We start from the raw sequence: 19,997 nt of genomic DNA, 5'->3' as shown, positions 1-19,997 counted from the left end.
TTTCCCTTTAAACAGCTGTAAGACGTATGATACCTTCAGCTCTTTTTATACCAATAGTTGTGACAAATATTTCACGTATTTCTTTAGAAAAAGGTTTTTCATGAGGACTTAACGCTGGAAAACAGTGTTTTTTTTCAAGTGAAAGTGCTGCAATGGCAAGTGCTAGAGGAAATTGTGCTTCCCGCATATAACCAAATAATGTTGTAATACCGCGGTAAGATAGATCAGCATCATCAAGAGCATTTTGTTCTGCTTTTGTTGCTTCGTGAGCACCTGAGGCTGCTGAAATGGCTACGGCAGATTTAGCGCCTATCGTTTTTAACATTGTTGCAATTGACTCTCTAAGTGGAGTTTTGTTTCTATCTGTTTGGTCTGTAATAAGTTGGCTAATTTCAGCATAAGCACGTGCGTTACGTTTTTTTGCATATTCTCCACTTTCGAGAACCAGAAAGATACCACCAGAACCGGCGATAATACCGCCACCAGGGTGAACTTCACGATCCCACACTGGGCTCCATCCATTATGGGTCAAAAGACCACCAAGCTCGTGGGCCAACAACATATCATAATTTTGTGCATTATAGGAGCTTCCTACAAGAGCATGGGTACTTTGTCCTGATTTAATACGGGCTACAGCAATTTGAAGTGCAGAAAGTCCACTGCCTTCTTCTCCCATAAATGTGCGAGATGATCCAGTAACTTTATGAACGATTGAAATGTTTCCTGCCAGAAGATTTGAAAGTTGTGCCAAAAATAATGTTGGACGAAGTTCAGTTGAAAGTGCAACATTTAACATAGTGGCATGATCGGTGATTGTGCGCGCTTTAGAAAGAATCTGTGTATCAACCATAATATCACGTTCTCCTCCACTTGCTGCTACGATCATGTCCATTGTTGACGTGAATTGTTCATTATTTTTCATGCCGGCATCATCAAGAGCAAGACCAGCAGCATAGGTACCAAGACGTTGCCATATTCCCATTTGCCTTTGGTCACTTTTTTTGGGAATTTGTAAACTCCAATCAACTTCAGGCAATTTATGAACTGTGTAGGGCGAAAAAGTTGTACAATCTAGGTTTGGTGTACAGATTGGATCATTTAAGAGATTCCAATGTTGATCAGTTCCTTCTCCCAGAGAGCTTATGAGACCTATACCAGTGATGAATACAGATTGATCATGCATAGTGAAAAAATTACTCCGCCTGTTTCAAGGCAACGAGATCATCAATTTTTGCACAAAGGTTTTTAAGAACAAAGTATTCTTCTGTCGCAACTGTACCGTCATTGACTTCTTGCGTCCATTGTTCCAAGGGAACTTTTATTCCGAAAGCTTTATCAATAGCGAAAACAATATCAAGAAAATCAAGACTGTCGATTCCCAAATCATCAATTGTATGACTTTCAGGCGTAATTATATTGCGATCAATTTCACTGATTTCTGCAATAATATCAGCAACTTTATCAAACGTGGAAGGCAATGTACGGATTCCTTATTATAGAGTTTGTAAATTCAAAATAAATTTAATAGGTATTCTTGTAGCCTTTTTTCTCTTTTAAAAAAAGCCTTAATCCAAAATATAACTGTCTTTTCTATAGATAAAAGAGCTTTACAGTATGTGAAATACTACACCTTAATATTTAAAAAACTTTGAAGTTGTATTGCACATTTATTTTATGAATCTATTTTTTCTATTTGCTGCTAGAACGGCAAGCGCTGTTATATTAACAACGCCTCGTGAAGTTACTGAAGGTGTTAATATATGGGCGGGACGTGCTGCTCCGATTAAGATAGGACCAACATGGAGTGCATTTGTGAGGCTTTTAACAGTGTTGAGCGTGATGTTGGCTGAATCAAGTGTTGGAAAGACAAGCAAATTCGCTTCACTTTTAAGACGAGAATCAGGGAAAATACGATCACGAAAAACTTTGGAAAGGGCAACATCACCATGCATTTCACCATCTGCTTCTAAATGAGGGTGTAATTTGGCAAGAATTTCTGTTGCACGTCGCATTTTACGCGCACTTTCTGTGTTTTTAGAACCAAAGTTTGAGTGTGATAATAAGGCTGCTTTGGGTGTTATTCCAAATGCTTCAACTTCTTGAGCTGCCAATACCGTCATTTCAGCAATTTCTTCTGCTGAAGGATTTTCATTGACGTAAGTATCTGTGAGAAAAAGAGTACGCTGTTGAGAGATAAGTAAACTCATAGCAGAAAAACGGTGAACATGAGGATCAAGTCCAATAATTTGTTCAATCAATTCAAGTTGACGTTCAAAACGCCCCTCTAAGCCGCAAATCATTGCATCTGCTTCTTCACGCATGACGGCAAGGGCAGCAATAGCCGTTGTTGATGTTCTCACTATTGTTTTTGCCATTTCAGGCGTAACGCCACATCTTCCTGTATAATGAAAAAATAAATTAACATAATCACGAAAACGTGGATCATCTTCTGGGTTTGTTAATTCAAAATCTATATTAGGGCGAATTTTCAAACCAAAGCGTTTTAATCTTGCTTCTACGACGTGTGGACGGCCGATGAGGAGGGGTGTTGCTGTTTGTTCTTCAATAACAACTTGTGCTGCACGAAGAACGCGTTCATCTTCACCATTGGCATAAATGACGCGTTTACGTTGCGCTGTTTTGGCTGCAGCAAAAACAGGTTTCATTGTTAAACCAGAAAGAAAGACAAATCGATTGAGGATATCATGGTAGGCTTCCATATCTTCAATGGGACGAAGTGCAACACCCGTTGCCATTGCTGCTTTAGCAACAGCGGGAGCAATACGCAGTATTAAACGCGGATCGAAAGGAGAGGGGATCAGATAGTCTGGTCCAAAATTGGGTGGTTCTTTTGAGTATGCACGTGCTACAACATCTGAAGTTTCTTCACGAGCAAGAGCAGCAATCGCATGAACAGCAGCCATTTTCATTTCTTCATTAATTGCAGTAGCACCTACGTCTAATGCACCACGGAAGATATAGGGAAAACAAAGGACATTATTAACTTGATTGGGATAATCAGAGCGCCCTGTACAGATCATTGCATCAGGTCGTATAGAATGTGCTTCTTCGGGCATAATTTCCGGTACTGGATTAGCTAGCGCTAAAATGAGTGGATTTTTCGCCATTCTTTTAAGATATTCAGGCTGTAGAACACCACCGGCAGATAGGCCTAGAAAAATATCCGCGTCATCAATAATATCAGATAAAGTTCGTGCGTCCGTTTTTTGTGCGTAATTAATTTTCCAGCGATCCATAAGGGTCTTGCGACCTTCATAAACAACGCCCTCTAAGTCACTAAGCCAAATATTTTCAACTTTCGCTCCGAGGCGAACCAAAAGATTAAGACAAGCTAGGGCAGCAGCACCTGCACCTGAGGTAACTATTTTTGCATTTTCAATTTTTTTTCCTGAAAGATTTAAGGCATTTAATACAGCAGCAGAAACAATAATGGCAGTTCCATGTTGGTCATCATGAAAAACTGGAATATTCATTTTAGCACGAAGCTTTTCTTCGATGTCAAAACATTCAGGGGCCTTAATGTCTTCAAGATTAATACCACCAAATGTAGGTTCTAAGGTCGATATTGTTTGTACCATTTGTTCTATATCGGATGCATCAATTTCAATATCAAAAACATCAATATTCGCAAATTTTTTGAATAAAACGGCTTTTCCTTCCATAACTGGCTTTGAAGCGAGTGGACCAATGTTTCCTAAACCAAGAACAGCAGTTCCATTGGATATAACAGCGACTAAATTAGCACGGGAGGTATATTGAGCGGCAAGATTGGGATTTTCATGAATCGCAAGACATGGTGCTGCAACGCCTGGAGAATAAGCAAGAGCTAAATCACGTTGATTATCAAGAGGTTTTGTTGCTTGTATTTCCAATTTTCCAGGTTTTGGGTGTTGGTGATAAAAAAGGGCGGTACTGTCAAGTTCAGCTTTTGGTGAACTGAAATCACTATTTCGTTCTCTAGACATTTTTATGATACCCAAGTTAGCGTATGTGTATATGAGATGTTCCATCTACGATAAGGTTTTGTCCACTAATAGATTCTCATTTCTCTGAATATCAAAATGCAAGAGCATGAGTAAATTCTTCTGGATCGTAAAACCAGTTTGATGATTCTTTTTGTTTGTGTGCATGAATAATTTTATTGATAGCAGCACATTTGTTTTTCTCTCCTTAACAAAACTCGTAAAAATTCATTAGTTTACAAAAAAATAAAATATTTTCTAACGATTACATTATCAAGCTATTATTTTTTTGCAATGTTTACAAAATAAGGAAAGAACAGAAGAGTGTTTCCTATTAATTTCATCCGTTTTTTATAAAATATATATTTTATTTAAAGTTTTATACGGAGGTAGAAGAAATTTTAAATAACAATTTGTAATTTATAAATTGTTTATTCAGCTATTTTAAAGGAGATTGGGATGTTGAGAATGGCAGTTGTGTTGTTTATTGCTCAATTGGATTCTTGATAGTGAAAGCTGTATTTTTTATATACTGACAATTATGTATTTTAATAAACAAAGATGTGGCTAAAATGGCTGTAATTGCGGACTTTATACATGAAAATCATATATTCCGCATAACGCTTTTCTTTATAATTTATCATGCATTATTTCATATGTTGAATGGGAAATTTTAATACAATAAGATTTATTTCAAATTCATCTAATATAATAAAAAATATTGACTTACATAATTCAAATGAGAGTAATATGTGAATAAAAAACATTTAAAAATAAATATAAATATTTCTATGAGCTTTTTTAATACAAAAGCATGAAAGTTTTTTACAATTAGAAAAATAATATTACCGGTTTTGTACCTTTATGAAACTATGAAAAATAAAGGGTTAAGAAAAAGATAAGGAAATAAAAAATATGCCTTATTATTCTTAGGATGATATGTTGTTTGATAAGTCATTATGCTTCTTTAGAATTATTGCTTAAGATATCAAAGAAAACTGCATACCAATTATCTCAACCTTTGAAGTAAAAGCTACAGTTGAAAGCAAAGTACTCTATGATGAATGATTAAAAAACTGGAGAGATAAAAAAAGTGGAAAAAGATATTTTTTCCACTTTTCTTGTTTGTTTATTGGATTCGACCACTTGCATGAGCAAGCATAGTATAAACTTTTCCTGTATCTGATATCAGGTATTTGCGAACTGAGCTGGAAGAACCAGAACTGCGCGATATATCACGTAAGAGCTTTTCGAAATCAGAAACATATTGATTCACTGAACCTTTAAACTCAAAATCGCTCATATATTTTCTCTTAATCATTTCAAATATTGTTTTTCCATTCAAGGTATAAAGGCGTTCTGTTACGATGTTTTTTTGTCCACGTTGATAATGATCCCATAGCTCAACAATGGCATTGTGATTAATAGCTTGCACTATACCAGAAGCTAATGAGTTAAGAGAGCAGTTTGCAGGACGTGGTTTTGTTTGCACTGATGTTAAAACAGTATCATTTGGGGCGTCATCATAAAATGTTTCTTCACGTGAAGCTCTTTCTAAGAGATTTGACACCCATTTATTTGGTCTTTTTTTGCTTTGATCTTGTTGCAAAATAGGCTTAGGTGGTACAATCTTTTTAATGGACTCAGGGGAGTTGTCACTTCTTTGATTAAGCATTGATGATGTAGGAAATGACGATATCAGCTGTCCTTTTGCGCCCTTTTGATTATTTTGTATAACACTGACGAGATCTTGTAACGCTGTAATCTGTTCATTCAAAGCTGTGCGAATAGTTTGTGTTGTTTCTTTTGTCTTTTCTGGAAGTTTTTTAACATTTTCATTGATATCATTATTAATCTTTGAAAGCTCTAAACGAACTTCATCGGCGGAGCGACGTATATCTTCTGCTGCTTCTGAAAAACGCGTCGATGCTTCACTAACAAGCCTATTAAGTGATTGTTGGAATGAATTTGTGGAGTTACGCGCATTCTTATCAGAGCGTTCAAGTGCTAAGTTGAAGATTTTTTCATAATGCCCAATCATTTGATTAATTTCATGAGACTTCGAAACAAGAGCATCACTTAATACGGAAAGCGTATTATGTTTTTCTTCAAGTGTCGTACTAAGTGAATTTTCAGATTGTTCAAGAACATGAATAGTTTGGGAAAGTGTCTTTGCATGTTCACCAAAACTGCTTGTTATATGATTAATTTGTTCAAAGGTATTCTTTGAAAGTCCTTGTAGAATTTCAACATTATTATTGAGTGCTTGATTTGAGGCTGATAAACGCTCTGCTACTTGGTTCGTGTTGCGGAAAAAATTATTCGTACTCTCATTAAACTGATCATCAATATTTTGAACAGCTGACAATAAAACACTACTATTTTCGTTAAAATTGTAAATTGATTTATTCAACTGTGTTAAGATGGATGAGACATTATTAATAAGCTCTTCCTTCATAATCGTTATTGTTTGAAGTGTTTCAGAGTTAGCTTTGGTTAAGCTATTCACTAAAGATTCATTATGTACATAAATTCTTTGTTCGGCATCTTGTGTGGAGAGAGAGAGTTGTTCACCGATATGCTGTGTTAAAGAATCAATAGATTCTGTCGTATTTTGCGCTGCTTGATTTAAGTGATTTGTAAGCTCTGTTATTTTTCCAATATGTTCTGAAATTTGTGTTGTTGTTTGATTTCCTGCATCTTCCAGACGGCTCGTTACATCAGAGAGTTGATGTCCTAAATTATTTTTAAGATTTTGCATAGAGTGATGAAGAATATCACAGCGTTCATGAAGGAGTTGCTCTATTGCTGTTGTTGATGAATGAATAGTTTCATTCAATAATGCTTGTGCATTATGACTGGCTGTTGCGAAAGCTTCAACAGTATGTGCTGTTTGTTCAGACAGAACGGACAGAACTTTTTCACTGGTATCATAAACAGTTTTTTTGACATTTGATACAATGCGATTGCCTGATTCTGAGAGAATATTTTCTGCTTGTGCTGTAACATTTGTAACAGATGAAAGAATTTGTTCACCCGTAGAAGAAAGAATATCAGAAGCTTTTATAAGCTTATTATGCAGATTATCTGTAACTGTATTAACAGAGTCTTCTAAGGTTACACGCATATTGTCAACACTACTCTCCAGCACTTGTTGAATTATCTGACTTTGCTCATTATTAAGCATGAGAGACGTTTTTAACGTATCAGAACGTTCCTCAATAACAGATGTTTGCATATCAATAGCTTCACAGATTTGGTTGAATTTTTTAGATAATGTTTCCTCTAGCGTTGTTGTTCGTTCAAAAATTTTGTGTGCACGATCTTCTAGATCTGTATCGAATGATACCATACGTGTTTCAAGGTTTTCAAAGAAAACACCACTCGATTGAGAGAGAGTATTCTTTAAAATTTCGGCATGGCTTTCAAGGTTTTTGATATGATCTTGAACCGTTTCAGTAATGTTTTTATTATTGGCAACAATTGCACTTTCAACTAAATTTATTTGTTGTTTCAATGCAACATCGACACGTATATCACTTTTTGCAATGAGGTTATGGATTGTTTCCATGCGTTGCTCAAGTGTGCGTGCTTGATCGGCAAGAACTTCATTGAGAGAAAAACTATTAATAGCTAAAGAGTCACGCAGGGCATCGGCACGGATATCAATATTTCTTGCTTGTGCTTCTAAAGCATCTTGGGTTGTATTGCAGCTTTGTACAATGACATTTTGTAGTTTTTCAGTGCATTGAATGATGCTTGTAATATGATTTTCAGCTTGTTTATCAACGACTTGAACATTATCAGCTAAAACTTTTTCAATATGAGAAGTATTTTTGGATAAGACATCAATTTGATTTTTTAATGTATCCGCAATTTTATTCTTCTCGTTATCGAGCATATCTGCCATAAGAGCTCGTTGATCAGAAAGTTGCACTTTAAAATCTTGTGAACGTTCTTGTATGATATCAACAATGGCATTGTCTACATATTGAATTTCTTCTTTCAGACTTTCTTTACTTTTATCAATTGCAGAAAGAATAGCTTCACGTCCATTTGTAAATGCATGGGTAATGTCTGCTGTTTTTTCTTGGAGATTTTCATTTATTTTCAAGACGTGAGATTCCAAGAAGTTACCAAGTTTTTCAGCATTATCCTCTAAAGCCTGACTGCGTTCTATAAAGGAATTAATGATGGAATCACTATGTTCTTTGAGAGAAAGATCAACAGTTGCTAAACGTTGTTCAAAGGCTCCAATTGCTTGCGAGGTTACGTTATCAAATTTAGAAGAGAGTTTATGTGCTTGGTCGTCGAGCTTTAAGATCTTCTCATCAAAATTCTGTAGAGATTGATTATTACGATCAATAAGAGCTTTATCCAAGGCCTTAAACTTTTCATCGACAGCGTGCAAAGTTTGATCTGTTACTGCTTGTATATGTGTTGCAATTTTAGCAACATGTACTTCCGCTTTTTCAGCTGTTTCATTAAAGGTTTTTTCTATTTGTTTTTCATTATGATCAAGTCGTTTTGAAAAACCATTGAAGTTTTTTCCTAATTCATGAAAAAATTCTGTGTTTTTCTGCTGAATTTGTGTTGTTGTTTCGTTAAATTTTTCAACAAGCTGATTTGTTATGCCATCACCGGCATAGGAAAGTTTTTCAACAAGGTCTTCACCTTGTTTTTGTAAAGTTTGAGAAAGGGTTTGTGTAAGCTTTTCAACATTGGTTACAATTTTAGAGGTAACTAAACCAAATTCATCACTCAGTTGTTCTTGGGTTCCTTTAATTGTTGATTGTACGCGATCTGCGTGATTCAAAATGGCGATGCGTTCATTACTCAATTCTTTGATTAATGTGTGAATGCGTGATTCATTCTCAGCATAGGCTTGTTCTAGGTTGTGAACTTCACCTTGTATGATTGCTTCAAGTTCAACAGCACGTCCGAGGGTACGTTCAATACCTTCGTTCATTGCTGCTACTTCTTCACGAATGGTTTGCCCTATAGCAATAGCTTGTTTTTCAGATAAATGTTGCGGTTCACTAAGGCGCTGTGCAGCATTTGTCATAAGAAGAGCAATATTATGCAAGTCGTTTGAACGTTTTGTTAATTGAGCAACTCCCCAAGATATAAGGATAGGAATTGCTGTTCCGGCTGCTACAGCGAGTCCTGTTGGGGATGTAACAAAAGTGCTGATATTGGATAAGGAGCTGAGTCCGGTAGGTGCGAGCTTATGTGCAATAAAAGCTCCTCCCGTTGCCCATAAAGCACTAAGCGCTGTTGTATACCAGTAGACTCGAGAGGAAGAACGCTGCTTTAAGTGTCCAAAATTTACAGGGGTTGTTATATCATCATTTGCAGGAAGAAGTTTTGTAGACAACAATGTATTATGAACAGTTCCACCTGAAATATCAGGTGAAGGTTTTGGAGCAAAAAGCTGTTCAACAACGGATTTATCAATAACGGCTTCATCATGAATATTAGAAACAAAAGTTGACGTACCGTTTTCAGCAAAAAATTCTTCTTCTGCCATTGCAATTTTTTGAATCAGATCATCGACATTAACAACATTTTCAGAATTATTGGATGATATCGTTTCAAATCCTGTGTCCTCGAAATCAAAGTTCATAGCTTTTGTGAGGGCTTCTTCAACTTCAACTTCAAATGTTTGCAATTTGGTTCTACGTGCCATACTCGCCTCGTACTCTTACAGACGGAAAAGGGATACGTCCTCTTCCAAATAATTTCTACATACTAGCTGTTAATTATTTAGAAAGAAATATGCTTAGGGAAAAATTTTAAAAACTTATCAAGATAAAGTTAATGCGGCCTCTTATACCCTGTTTAAAAATGTTATAAAATATAGTAAAAACAATTTATTATTTGAATCTAACAAAAACAAAAATACTGTTTACAACTTGTGTTTATAAAAAACTTTATAAGCCGGTAGTCTTTGAAATAAGGACAATTTAGTAGCGATTATATATACAGTAAAGTGCGAATGCCTCTCTCTAATACCGATGATCATTAATAAATGTTGTCCGCTTATTTTTATTGATTCTAAACGAAGCAGATTCATCATCACATATAGTCTGTAATAGCTTAGGATGCATAAAAGTGTACCTTTGAATTGTAAGCTCATAAATAAAGTAAACGTAGAAAAATTTTTAATTTAATATAGTTTTTTGTAAGTTGTACTTTATTATTGCTTCAAAGAGCCGTTTTTTCTCTAATTTCAGTTGTTTGTTGCTGAATTTTGAAGCTTCTACGTTGACAATTGGATATTTTTCAGTCGATATGCATGCACGAATATTTTATGCAATTGAGATGAAGGTGTAAGAATAATGGCAGAGCGATCACAACACCTGCAAGATGTGTTTTTAAATACGGTACGTAAGCAAAAAATTTCCCTTACAATTTTTCTTGTCAATGGCGTTAAACTCACGGGTATTGTAACTTCATTTGATAATTTTTGTGTTCTTTTGCGCCGAGATGGACACGCGCAATTGGTTTATAAGCATGCTATTTCTACGATTATGCCCGGACAGCCTGTACAGATGTTTGAGGGTGAAAGTCCTGAGTAAACATATCATTTTAAGATAGACCTCTTATCCCATTTTAAAAGTACTTAGATTGCTATGATAAATGAAAATGAGAGATTAGGAGGGGCATTTTCGCAGAATACAGGACAGGTGCGCGCACTTGTTTTGATACCGATTTTTCAAGAAAATAGAAGTCAAAGCTCTTTGAGAGAGTGTTCTATATCTTCTCGTGTTAAAGAGTCATTAGGGTTAGCGCGTGCTATAAGGTTAGAAGTTGTTAATTATAAAACGATTAATATTGCAACGCCTCGCTCAGCGACTCTCTTTGGAAAAGGTAAAGTAGACGCGTTAACCTGTTATATAGATGAATATTCTATTGAGCTTGCGATTGTAGATCATTTTTTAACGCCAGTACAGCAGTGTAATTTAGAAAAATTATGGAATTGCAAAGTTATCGATAGAACGGCTTTGATTCTTGAAATTTTTGGGGATCGTGCACGAACAAAAGAAGGAGTTTTGCAAGTAGAGTTAGCGCATTTGTCTTATCAAAAAGGGCGACTTGTGCGTAGTTGGACACACTTGGAAAGGCAACGGGGGGGGCGTGGCTTCCTAGGTGGACCTGGTGAAACGCAAATTGAAGCAGATAGGCGTCTTTTACAAGAGAAAATTATTCGTATTCGCCGCGAATTGGAAACGGTTATTAAAACACGGGCACTTCATAGAGCAAAAAGGAAAAAAACATCTTATCCTGTTGTGGCACTGGTAGGATATACGAATACAGGAAAATCAACTCTCTTTAACCGTTTAAGCGATGCAGATGTTTTAGCAAAGAATATGTTATTTGCAACTCTTGATCCGACTTTGCGCAAAGTTGTTCTTCCCCATGGAAAAACTATTCTTTTGTCTGATACTGTAGGATTTATTTCTAATTTGCCAACAAATTTGATTGCAGCTTTTAGAGCAACCCTTGAAGAAGTGGTTGAAGCGGACCTCATTCTTCATGTAAGAGATATGTCAGATCTTGATCATCGTGCACATGCCCAAGATGTTTTAGAAGTGCTTTCAAGCCTTGATATCGATATTGATGATATGGAGCATATCATAGAAGTTTGGAATAAGATTGATATGTTGGATGAGCAGGCATTGAATGTTTTACAAACAAGCGCAAAAACACGATTAAATCCTGCTCTCATGGTATCAGCACTTAAGGGGGATGGACTCGATCAATTATTAAGAGCCATTGAAAAGAGAATTTTTGGAGAGGTGCAAAGCATTGAATATCTTTTACAACCTCATGAAATGTCGCTTATCGATTGGTTTTATGAAAACTCTGCGGAAATAGTGCAAAAAGGACATGATGATGGGTCTGTTACCATTAGAGCCGTTATTACTGCTGAAGCAAAAAAACAATTAGAGAGCATCAAAAAAAATATGAATTAAGTTCTTTAAAGCTATTGCTGAACATTTGTGCTTAAATTTTATGTTTTTATTACCTGAAAATAATATGACAGCAAGTTAAGAGGATAGTTACTACTTTCTCTTAATAAAACAATATGAAGAAGTATTTTGCTGGTTAAAATAAAGATGAGTCTTAAGTGTAATAAAAGGCTATTCGTACGTACCGTATGGCGAAGCATTTTGATTGTTTGGCTATTACAAATGCTATGTGTATCTTTGATTTGGTTGTATTATTTTATCCAGCCTCGGGGTTACCAAGCAACTTTAATATTTTCATTATCTGATTCTGTAGGAAAACCATTACCAATCGAAAAGCAAGACAATGTTATCGCTTTTTTGTGTTCACAGCCTATATTCTTCGATGATTCGCATTTTTCTTTAACTGCTTCTTATAAGAAAAAAAATCATGAAAATATCCATTTATCGCGTCATGGTGATTTTATCAATCTTACTTTTGAAGCTGAGACACTTGAAGCAGCTCAACATGGGGTGGAAACTTGGTTTTCCGCGTTTTCACAAGCAATCATAAAACAGAAACAATTCTTGTTAAATGATAAATTAGAAGACAAACAATATGATAATACTGCAATCGTTAATATCGTGCAGGAATTTCGTACATCTGTTGATTCTTTTATTCAGCATGGTGTAAAACAAACAGAGCTTCATGATCTTTCTATGCAATTAACGGAAGCAACTTTGAAGCGTATTCATTTAACAAGTTTGAATTCAACGATTAACATGATGCGTGAAAAGGGGCAGTCTTTATTGTCTTTATCGTTTATTGCAGGTAATTCAGCAATTGTTGCTTTGGAATCTAAACGTGATCTTTTGGAAACGCAAAGAGCACATATGGCGACGCAATTGGGGTGGACACATCCTCAAATTAAAGCAATGACTGCGGAATTAGAGACAGTTTCTCAACAATTAAAAAATAAAATTTTACAAATCGTTTATCAAGTTCATTCAGATGGAGTTATAGCAACGGAATTAGAAAAACAGCTCAAAAAAAGAATGAACTTTTTTGTAAAAGATCAATCCCAATCTTTGAATGAAATATTTAACGAGTTTGAAAATAAAATAAAAACAGCGGTTGATGCACAAAATAAAGTGATGAGCAAGTTTACTCAACGAAGAGAAAAAAGTATTGGTTCATATCGGAGATTGAGTGATGATCCTCTTCTCTTACAAAATACAAATATCCATGTGGTTGTACCAACAACGTTAGCACCAATTTCTTTTATGGCTCTTTATGGAAAAAATATTCTTGTGAGTGTATTGGCTAGCTGCCTTACTCTTTTGCTTGGAATATTGTTATTTTATCCGTGCTTTAAGAGCAAAAAAGATCAGTTCTCAGAAGAGGATTTGAGATCAAAAGAAAATGCTTTCAAGAAGAATGAGAGTATTTTAGTTTCTCAAGAAATGAAAAATCTTGAAGCTTTTATTACGATAGAGGGATTATCTGATGTTTTGAAATGGCGTGCTTCAACCATTATTTCAATCATTGGACCAGAGGCTGCACGGACAGCGGCAAAGCTTTCACTTCATCTCACAAAAGAGAACAAAACAATTTTGTTGGTCGATATTTCTGGTCAACAAATAGAGAAAGTCATTGGTCCACATCGCGGACTGAGTGATATTTTAACGGGCAATGCCCAGTTGCATGATGTTATTTACCGTGATTATGATACGGGGGTTGATATTCTCCCTCAGGGGTTAACAAGTGCTATGTCTGCACAAGATTTTTCAAATGACATTTCTCATATATTACAAGAATTTAAAAAAGAATATGATTTTATCATCCTAGAGATGGCAAGCGAACCAAAATATGGATTTAAGCAATTTGCAGAGCTAACAGACTATTATATCTGTAATACTGTTTTTAATGAACAAGAATGGATGATGCGGATGGTAAGCAGCTTTCCAAAGACTGTTTATCACGTTGTTGCATCATAAACTTTGTAAAAAAGAAATATGTATCGCATGTTATAGTGGTACGCTTGTTTTTTGCTAAAGTTATAGTACATACTAAAATACACAAAGATTTAATGTTTAAATTTTTAAATGCATTGTAGTTGGAGAGAAGCGTGGGGCAATCAGAGATGGCAGTAAAGGGATTAAACAATAGCATTTTAACGCCTGTGCAAAAGAAAAATAGAAAACAAATACAGGTGTGGCTTTACTCTATTTTATTGCTTTGTTTAGCAATTGTCTTAGTGGGCGGCGCTACTCGTTTGACGGGATCAGGATTATCTATAACGGAATGGAAGCCAATACACGGCGTTATTCCCCCGATTGGTGTGGATCAATGGCAAGAGGAATTTTTAAAATATCAACAGATAGCACAATATAAGCTTCTTAATCCTGATATGACCTTAAGTGCTTTTAAGGTCATTTTTTGGTGGGAATGGGCGCATCGTGTTCTTGGGCGTCTTGTTGGTCTTGTCGCTTTATTGGGGCTCATTTGGTTTTGGGCAACTAAGCGTGTTGAAAAAAATATCTTACTCCCACTTATTGTCGTGCCTATTCTTATCGCCTTTCAAGGCTTTATTGGTTGGTGGATGGTTGCTTCAGGGATTGGGCAAAGTAATTTAACAAGTGTGAGCCAATATCGTTTGGCATTTCATCTTATAACAGCATGTTTTGTTATTGTTTTTGTTACTTATTTATCTCGAGGACTTGCAGAATACTCAGAAAAGCCAGCAAATAAAAAGGTGCAATATTTTGCGGCTTGGTTTGTTGTTCTCGTCTTGATAGAGATTTATTTCGGAGCTTTGGTTGCAGGGCTTCATGCTGGAAAAGTCTATAATACATGGCCTCTTATGGATGGGCAGATTATTCCTGATGGATTGTTGCAGCATCGTCCTGTTTGGCTCAATTTATTCGAAAATTCCTTAATGGTTCAATTTATTCATCGGTTTTTTGCTTATTTTTTATTTATTGTCTCAGTTATTCATGCTTTCTATGTACAAAAAAATATTCCACATTCAACCCATTCTCGTCGTGCATTTCTTATCTGTGTTATGATTATTATCCAAGCATTTTTGGGAATCCTAACACTGTTACATGAGGTTCCGATAAGTTTAGGGCTTATTCATCAAAGTATGGCACTCGCAGTGTTATGTTTTGCAGTTGCGCACTGGCGAGCAACGAAAGGGGCATATCGCGTTGTTGAATAAAAGTTTGTGTGTAGGGAGGTTTAGTCGCTTGAAAGCATTAAGTCGAGATTCTGGATAGCCGCAGCTGATGCGCCTTTTCCTAAATTATCGAATATAGCGCTGAGATTAAAAATACCTTCACGATCATTTCCAAATACGAACAGTTTCATATCATCTTTATTGGCTAAGCACTCTGGATTAAGTCTTTGAAGTGAAGCAGTTTCTTCTTGTGATGCAACTAAAATGGTATTTTGTCCATCATAATGGTTTGCGAGAATTTCGCGCAAATCAGAACAGTTTGCTGATTTTGTAAATAAATGGCGATGCAGTGGAAGATTCACAATCATTCCTTGGGGAAAACGCCCAACACTTGGTATAAAAAGTGGGGTTTGGTTGATTTGTCCATAGATTTTGATTTCTGGCACATGTTTGTGTTCAAGATTAAGGCCATAGATAAAATAGTTTTCTTGAATATTTTGTTGAGATTGATTTTCCATTTGTAAAATCAACTGTTTTCCACCACCAGTATAGCCGGAGATTGCATTAATCGAGATGGGATAATGGGCGTCTAGCAGTCCTGCTTCGCGGAGCGGGCGAATCAAACTAATGGCACCGGTAGGGTAGCATCCGGGATTGGTTACATAATGTGCTGCTTGGATACGCTTTCTTTGTCCTACTGTCATTTCAGGAAAACCGTAAACCCAGTCTGGTGCAACACGGTAGGCTGTTGAGCTATCAATAATCCTAATATTTTTATTTTTTTTAAGCCAATGAACTGTTTCGCGTGCAGCATCATCTGGAAGACACAAAATAGCAATATCGGCTTGATTAAGATAGTCTCGTCGCAGATGAATATTATGGCGATCTTTATGAGCAATAGAGAGTAGTTTTAAATCTGTACGCCTCTCTAAGCGTTTTTGTATTTGTAGTCCAGTTGTGCCATGTTCACCATCAATAAAAACTTTGGTTAGCATTCTTATTTGCCTTGTATTAACTTTACCTATTATATTCAGCTTTTCACATTATAAATTATTTTTAATCATTAAATTATTGAATTTCTTTAGATTATAGATATTTTTTGTAAAAGGTGTAAACAAATAAGAGTGTAAAAGAAGAAATGTAATCTCATTTTTTACCATTTTTGAGAGGGAAGTTTTTCGCTGTTTTTATAACAAAGAATAAGATAAATATTTGCATCATTATTTTTGAGTGTAAGTAAGTGGTTTAAAATGTTTGGTTTGCGTGGTTTGCTGTGTTATCGTTTAGTGATTTTATTTTTTTATGTTAGGAACGTGTTTTATGACTCAGCAAGAAAATGACGCACAAAAGCGCTTTTTTAATGATAATTTACAAACTGTTGATGCTGCAATCTTTGATGCAATTAGAGGGGAGTTTGAGCGTCAACAACATGAAATTGAGCTGATTGCTTCAGAGAATATTGTTTCAAGAGCGGTTCTTGAAGCGCAGGGGTCTGTTTTAACTAATAAGTATGCAGAAGGTTATCCAAGAAAGCGCTACTATGGCGGATGTCAATTTGTTGATGTCGTTGAAGATTTAGCCATTGAAAGGGCAAAACAGCTTTTCGGTGCTGCTTTTGCAAATGTACAACCTAATTCTGGTAGCCAAATGAATCAAGCTGTCTTTTTAGCTTTACTTCAGCCTGGTGATACATTTATGGGCTTAGATTTAAATGCTGGTGGTCACCTTACGCATGGTTCATCTGTTAATATGTCAGGAAAATGGTTTGATGTTGTCTCCTATGGTGTGCGTCAAGAAGATCAGATTATTGATATGGATGAAGTTGAGCAGCTTGCAAAAGAACGTAAGCCCAAACTTATTATAGCGGGTGGATCATCTTATCCACGGCTATGGGATTGGAAACGATTTCGTGAAATTGCAGAGGAGATTGATGCTCATCTACTCGTGGATATGTCTCATATTGCCGGTCTTGTTGCTGGTGGCGTGCATCCTTCACCTGTTCCACATGCGCATATTGTAACAACAACAACACATAAGTCGCTTCGAGGTCCTCGTGGTGGTTTAATATTGACAAATGATGAGGCTTTATCCAGAAAAATTAATTCTGCAATTTTTCCTGGTCTTCAAGGTGGTCCTTTAATGCATGTGATTGCCGCAAAGGCTGTTGCGTTTGAGGAGGCTTTGCGTCCCTCTTTCAAGAGTTACAGTGCCAATGTTGTCGCTAATGCGAAAACTTTAGCAAAGATATTACAGAGTAATGGTTTTAATATTGTTTCTGGTGGTACAGATAATCATTTGTTGTTGGTTGATTTACGTTCCAAAAATCTAACAGGTAAACGTGCTGAATTGGCTTTGGGACGTGCTCATATTACCTGCAATAAAAATGGTATTCCTTTTGATTCTGAAACGCCATCTATAACATCGGGAATTCGCTTGGGATCACCTGCTGCCACAACGCGTGGTTTTTTAGAAAAAGAGTTTATACAAGTTGGTCATCTGATTTCAGAAGTTCTTGATGGTCTTCGGAGCGCAAAAAGTGATGAAGATAATTATGCCGTTGAAATGGCTGTTGAGAAAAAGGTAAAAGATATAACGAATCAATTTCCTCTTTACTCTTATCTTAGCACTCGTTAAGGACACAAAAAATGCGTTGTCCTTACTGCCAATATGAGGATACACAGGTTAAAGATTCACGTCCAGCAGAAGAGGGGGCAGTGATTCGTCGCCGCCGTGTGTGTTCCGTTTGTGGTGGTCGTTTTACAACTTTTGAACGTGTTCAGTTACGTGAGCTCTTGGTTGCTAAAAAAAGTGGACGATGTGAACCATTCGATCGTGATAAGTTAATGCGATCAGTTGATGTGGCTGTACGTAAGCGCAATATTGATCCTGATCATATTGAACGAGCAATTTCTGGCATTGTGCGCCAGCTTGAAAGTTTGGGAGAACCAGAGATTGCTTCAGAAAAAATTGGACATCTTGTGATGGAAGCATTGAAAAGAATTGATGATATTGCTTATATTCGTTTTGCTTCTGTGTATCGAGATTTTCGTAATGCAAGCGATTTTCACGATGTTATAGATGAATTGTCAAAGGGTATTGCGGATACAGAATCTCGTTTTGATGAATAAAAAAGTGCAAGATGAACGGTTTATGGCTGCGGCTATTCGTTTAGCAGAACGTCATGTCGGCCTTACAGGTGAGAATCCTTCCGTTGGTACGTTAATTGTGCGAAACGATAATAATGCGGGGGTATTTATTGTTGGCTATGGCGTAACAGCCATTCATGGGAGTCCTCATGCGGAAGTGCAAGCTTTACACATGGCTGGTTCTTTGGCTCAAGGAGCGACTGCTTATGTTACTTTAGAGCCTTGTGCGCATTATGGAAAAACTTCGCCGTGTGTGAATGCACTTATTGATTCAGGTATTTCTCGAGTTGTTGTTGCACTGACTGATTGTGACAAGCGTGTTGATGGTCATGGTATTGCTCTTTTGCGAGCGGCAGGTATTGAAGTGGTTGAGGGCATTTTAGCTGAAGAGGCTTTTGAATCCTTATGGATGCATTGGTGCATAAGGAAGATACAACGCTGTGCAGTCACTTTTAAAATGGCAATTTCTGCCGATAATGGTGTTGGAAAAAGAGAGAGGGGCGGCGTAAAAATTAGTGGAACACTTTCTCATGCCCATACGCATATTCTACGTGCTCAAAATAATGCTATCCTCGTTGGTATTGGTACTATATTAGCAGATGATCCACAACTCAATTGCCGATTGCCAGGGATGGAGATGCGCTCACCAATTCGTATTATTTTGGATGCAGATTTATCTATCCCCCTTGATGCAAAAGTTGTCCAAACAGCCATAAAAATTCCTACATGGGTTATTTGTGATGTGGATCTTTCAAAGAAAAGCAAAAAAAAGGCATTGGAGCAATATGGTGTGTCTGTTTATTCGGTAGAGATGAACAATGGTTGTGTAGAGCCCTTTGCTCTTTTACAGATGCTTTATAAACATGGGATTAATAGTGTTTTATTGGAAGGGGGCGTAAAGACAGGGGAAAAGTTTTTGAATGCTGGTTGTGTTGATCATTTGATATGTTTTCATACCCCGGTTATTTTAGGAAAAAATCGTATTGAGGCCCCTCATTTTGGAAATTATCTTTCGCAGTTTCATGAGATTGAGACAAGAATGTTTGGAAATGACCGTTTTTATAAATGGAGACGTAAAACATTATGTTCACAGGAATTATAACGGATATTGGTTGTGTTGAAGACGTTCAACCTTTAAAGCAGGGGATGCGTTTAAAGATTTCTACACGCTATGCTATAGAAAGCCTAGCAATTGGCGCATCAATTGCTTGTTCAGGAATTTGTCTGACAATTGTAGAGCGGGGATTAAAACAAGAAGATTCCAATTGGTTTGTTGTCGAGGCGTGGGAAGAAACATTACGTTTAACGAATCTTGTACAATGGATAAAAGGAACTTTTGTTAATTTGGAACGTTCGCTTCGATTGGGTGATGAAATGGGAGGACATTTGGTTTCTGGTCATATTGATGGATTGGCTGAAATCATTGATCAAAAAAATGAAGGGAATGCAATTCGTTTTTATTTGAAAGCTTCAAGACAATTTATGCCGTTCATTGTCAATAAAGGATCTATTGCACTTAATGGGACATCTTTGACTGTTAATGGTGTTGAGGATTGTATTTTTGATGTTCTTATTATTCGCCATACACTCGAAATGACAACGTGGGGACAAGCTAAAATTGGAGATCAGGTCAATTTGGAAATTGATCAACTTGCTCGTTATGCAGCAAAACTTTTAACTTTAAAAAGAGAAGATGAATAAGCCAAAACTCTATTGATTGTTTTCAGAATTTTATGC

The 19,997-nt window shown here is 36.4% G+C and carries 13 protein-coding genes; 8 read left to right on the top strand and 5 right to left on the bottom strand.

All coding sequences use genetic code 11. The annotated features are described in order from the left end of the window. Positions 1-7: 7 nt before the first annotated feature. The 4 genes from QHG57_RS06880 to QHG57_RS06865 all read right to left on the bottom strand — a co-directional run bounded on the left by QHG57_RS06880 (position 8) and on the right by QHG57_RS06865 (position 9,672). Entirely contained in the window at positions 8-1,183 is a 1,176-nt protein-coding gene (locus QHG57_RS06880) for a beta-ketoacyl-ACP synthase (protein ID WP_330168995.1), read from the bottom strand. Positions 1,184-1,193: 10 nt separating this feature from the next. After that, a complete protein-coding gene (locus QHG57_RS06875) occupies positions 1,194-1,478 on the bottom strand; it encodes an acyl carrier protein (protein ID WP_330167663.1) in 285 nt (94 codons plus the stop codon). Between the two features lie 189 nt (positions 1,479-1,667). Then, a complete protein-coding gene (locus tag QHG57_RS06870) occupies positions 1,668-3,986 on the bottom strand; it encodes an NADP-dependent malic enzyme (protein WP_330167662.1) in 2,319 nt (772 codons plus the stop codon). Positions 3,987-5,112: 1,126 nt separating this feature from the next. Further along, positions 5,113-9,672, bottom strand: a complete 4,560-nt coding sequence (locus QHG57_RS06865; RefSeq protein ID WP_330167661.1) for a hypothetical protein — start codon at positions 9,670-9,672, stop codon at positions 5,113-5,115. A 652-nt stretch (positions 9,673-10,324) separates the two neighbouring features. Between QHG57_RS06865 and hfq the strand changes: the two genes are divergently transcribed. From hfq to QHG57_RS06845, 4 genes are all read left to right on the top strand, one after another. Then, the gene (gene hfq, locus QHG57_RS06860) at positions 10,325-10,564 is read left to right on the top strand and encodes an RNA chaperone Hfq (protein ID WP_005773461.1); all 240 of its coding nucleotides are present in this window, start codon (positions 10,325-10,327) and stop codon (positions 10,562-10,564) included. 54 nt (positions 10,565-10,618) lie between these two features. Further along, complete coding sequence (gene hflX / locus QHG57_RS06855; RefSeq protein WP_330167660.1) at positions 10,619-11,962, top strand: GTPase HflX; 1,344 nt, start codon at positions 10,619-10,621, stop codon at positions 11,960-11,962. 144 nt (positions 11,963-12,106) lie between these two features. Then, positions 12,107-13,933, top strand: a complete 1,827-nt coding sequence (locus tag QHG57_RS06850; protein WP_330167659.1) for a hypothetical protein — start codon at positions 12,107-12,109, stop codon at positions 13,931-13,933. Positions 13,934-14,079: 146 nt separating this feature from the next. Beyond that, on the top strand, positions 14,080-15,156 hold the full coding sequence (locus tag QHG57_RS06845) for a COX15/CtaA family protein (RefSeq protein WP_330167658.1): 1,077 nt from the start codon (positions 14,080-14,082) through the stop codon (positions 15,154-15,156). Positions 15,157-15,176: 20 nt separating this feature from the next. Here the strand turns inward: QHG57_RS06845 and argC are convergent, their stop codons facing one another. Further along, the gene (gene argC, locus QHG57_RS06840) at positions 15,177-16,109 is read right to left on the bottom strand and encodes an N-acetyl-gamma-glutamyl-phosphate reductase (RefSeq protein WP_330167657.1); all 933 of its coding nucleotides are present in this window, start codon (positions 16,107-16,109) and stop codon (positions 15,177-15,179) included. A 325-nt stretch (positions 16,110-16,434) separates the two neighbouring features. Here argC and glyA point away from each other — a divergent pair, with 325 nt between their 5' ends. From glyA to QHG57_RS06820, 4 genes are read left to right on the top strand one after another with little or no spacing between them, the layout of a single operon-like run. Further along, positions 16,435-17,748 (top strand): serine hydroxymethyltransferase, encoded by a 1,314-nt coding sequence (gene glyA / locus QHG57_RS06835; RefSeq protein ID WP_330167656.1) that lies wholly within the window; start codon positions 16,435-16,437, stop codon positions 17,746-17,748. A gap of 11 nt (positions 17,749-17,759) precedes the next feature. After that, entirely contained in the window at positions 17,760-18,242 is a 483-nt protein-coding gene (gene nrdR / locus QHG57_RS06830; RefSeq protein WP_015856456.1) for a transcriptional regulator NrdR, read from the top strand. After that, on the top strand, positions 18,235-19,362 hold the full coding sequence (ribD, locus tag QHG57_RS06825) for a bifunctional diaminohydroxyphosphoribosylaminopyrimidine deaminase/5-amino-6-(5-phosphoribosylamino)uracil reductase RibD (RefSeq protein ID WP_330167655.1): 1,128 nt from the start codon (positions 18,235-18,237) through the stop codon (positions 19,360-19,362). Before nrdR ends, ribD begins: the two co-directional genes overlap by 8 nt. Further along, complete coding sequence (locus QHG57_RS06820) at positions 19,344-19,961, top strand: riboflavin synthase (protein WP_330167654.1); 618 nt, start codon at positions 19,344-19,346, stop codon at positions 19,959-19,961. Before ribD ends, QHG57_RS06820 begins: the two co-directional genes overlap by 19 nt. Positions 19,962-19,997: the final 36 nt, after the last annotated feature.

The sequence above is a fragment of the Bartonella grahamii subsp. shimonis genome (assembly GCF_036327415.1).
In the GTDB taxonomy this organism is placed as follows: domain Bacteria; phylum Pseudomonadota; class Alphaproteobacteria; order Rhizobiales; family Rhizobiaceae; genus Bartonella; species Bartonella shimonis.
The sequence above is the reverse complement of the archived record's forward strand: the minus strand, read 5'-3'. Positions and strand labels throughout refer to the sequence as shown.

Bases quoted from the DNA above. Each gene is read 5' to 3' on its own strand.
- QHG57_RS06880 (WP_330168995.1), bottom strand. From the start codon at position 1,183: ATGCATGATCAATCTGTATTCATCACTGGTATAGGTCTCATAAGCTCT.
- QHG57_RS06870 (WP_330167662.1), bottom strand. From the start codon at position 3,986: ATGTCTAGAGAACGAAATAGTGATTTCAGTTCACCAAAAGCTGAACTT.
- QHG57_RS06865 (WP_330167661.1), bottom strand. From the start codon at position 9,672: ATGGCACGTAGAACCAAATTGCAAACATTTGAAGTTGAAGTTGAAGAA.
- hfq (WP_005773461.1), top strand. From the start codon at position 10,325: ATGGCAGAGCGATCACAACACCTGCAAGATGTGTTTTTAAATACGGTA.
- hflX (WP_330167660.1), top strand. From the start codon at position 10,619: ATGATAAATGAAAATGAGAGATTAGGAGGGGCATTTTCGCAGAATACA.
- QHG57_RS06850 (WP_330167659.1), top strand. From the start codon at position 12,107: ATGAGTCTTAAGTGTAATAAAAGGCTATTCGTACGTACCGTATGGCGA.
- QHG57_RS06845 (WP_330167658.1), top strand. From the start codon at position 14,080: ATGGCAGTAAAGGGATTAAACAATAGCATTTTAACGCCTGTGCAAAAG.
- argC (WP_330167657.1), bottom strand. From the start codon at position 16,109: ATGCTAACCAAAGTTTTTATTGATGGTGAACATGGCACAACTGGACTA.
- glyA (WP_330167656.1), top strand. From the start codon at position 16,435: ATGACTCAGCAAGAAAATGACGCACAAAAGCGCTTTTTTAATGATAAT.
- nrdR (WP_015856456.1), top strand. From the start codon at position 17,760: ATGCGTTGTCCTTACTGCCAATATGAGGATACACAGGTTAAAGATTCA.
- ribD (WP_330167655.1), top strand. From the start codon at position 18,235: ATGAATAAAAAAGTGCAAGATGAACGGTTTATGGCTGCGGCTATTCGT.
- QHG57_RS06820 (WP_330167654.1), top strand. From the start codon at position 19,344: ATGTTCACAGGAATTATAACGGATATTGGTTGTGTTGAAGACGTTCAA.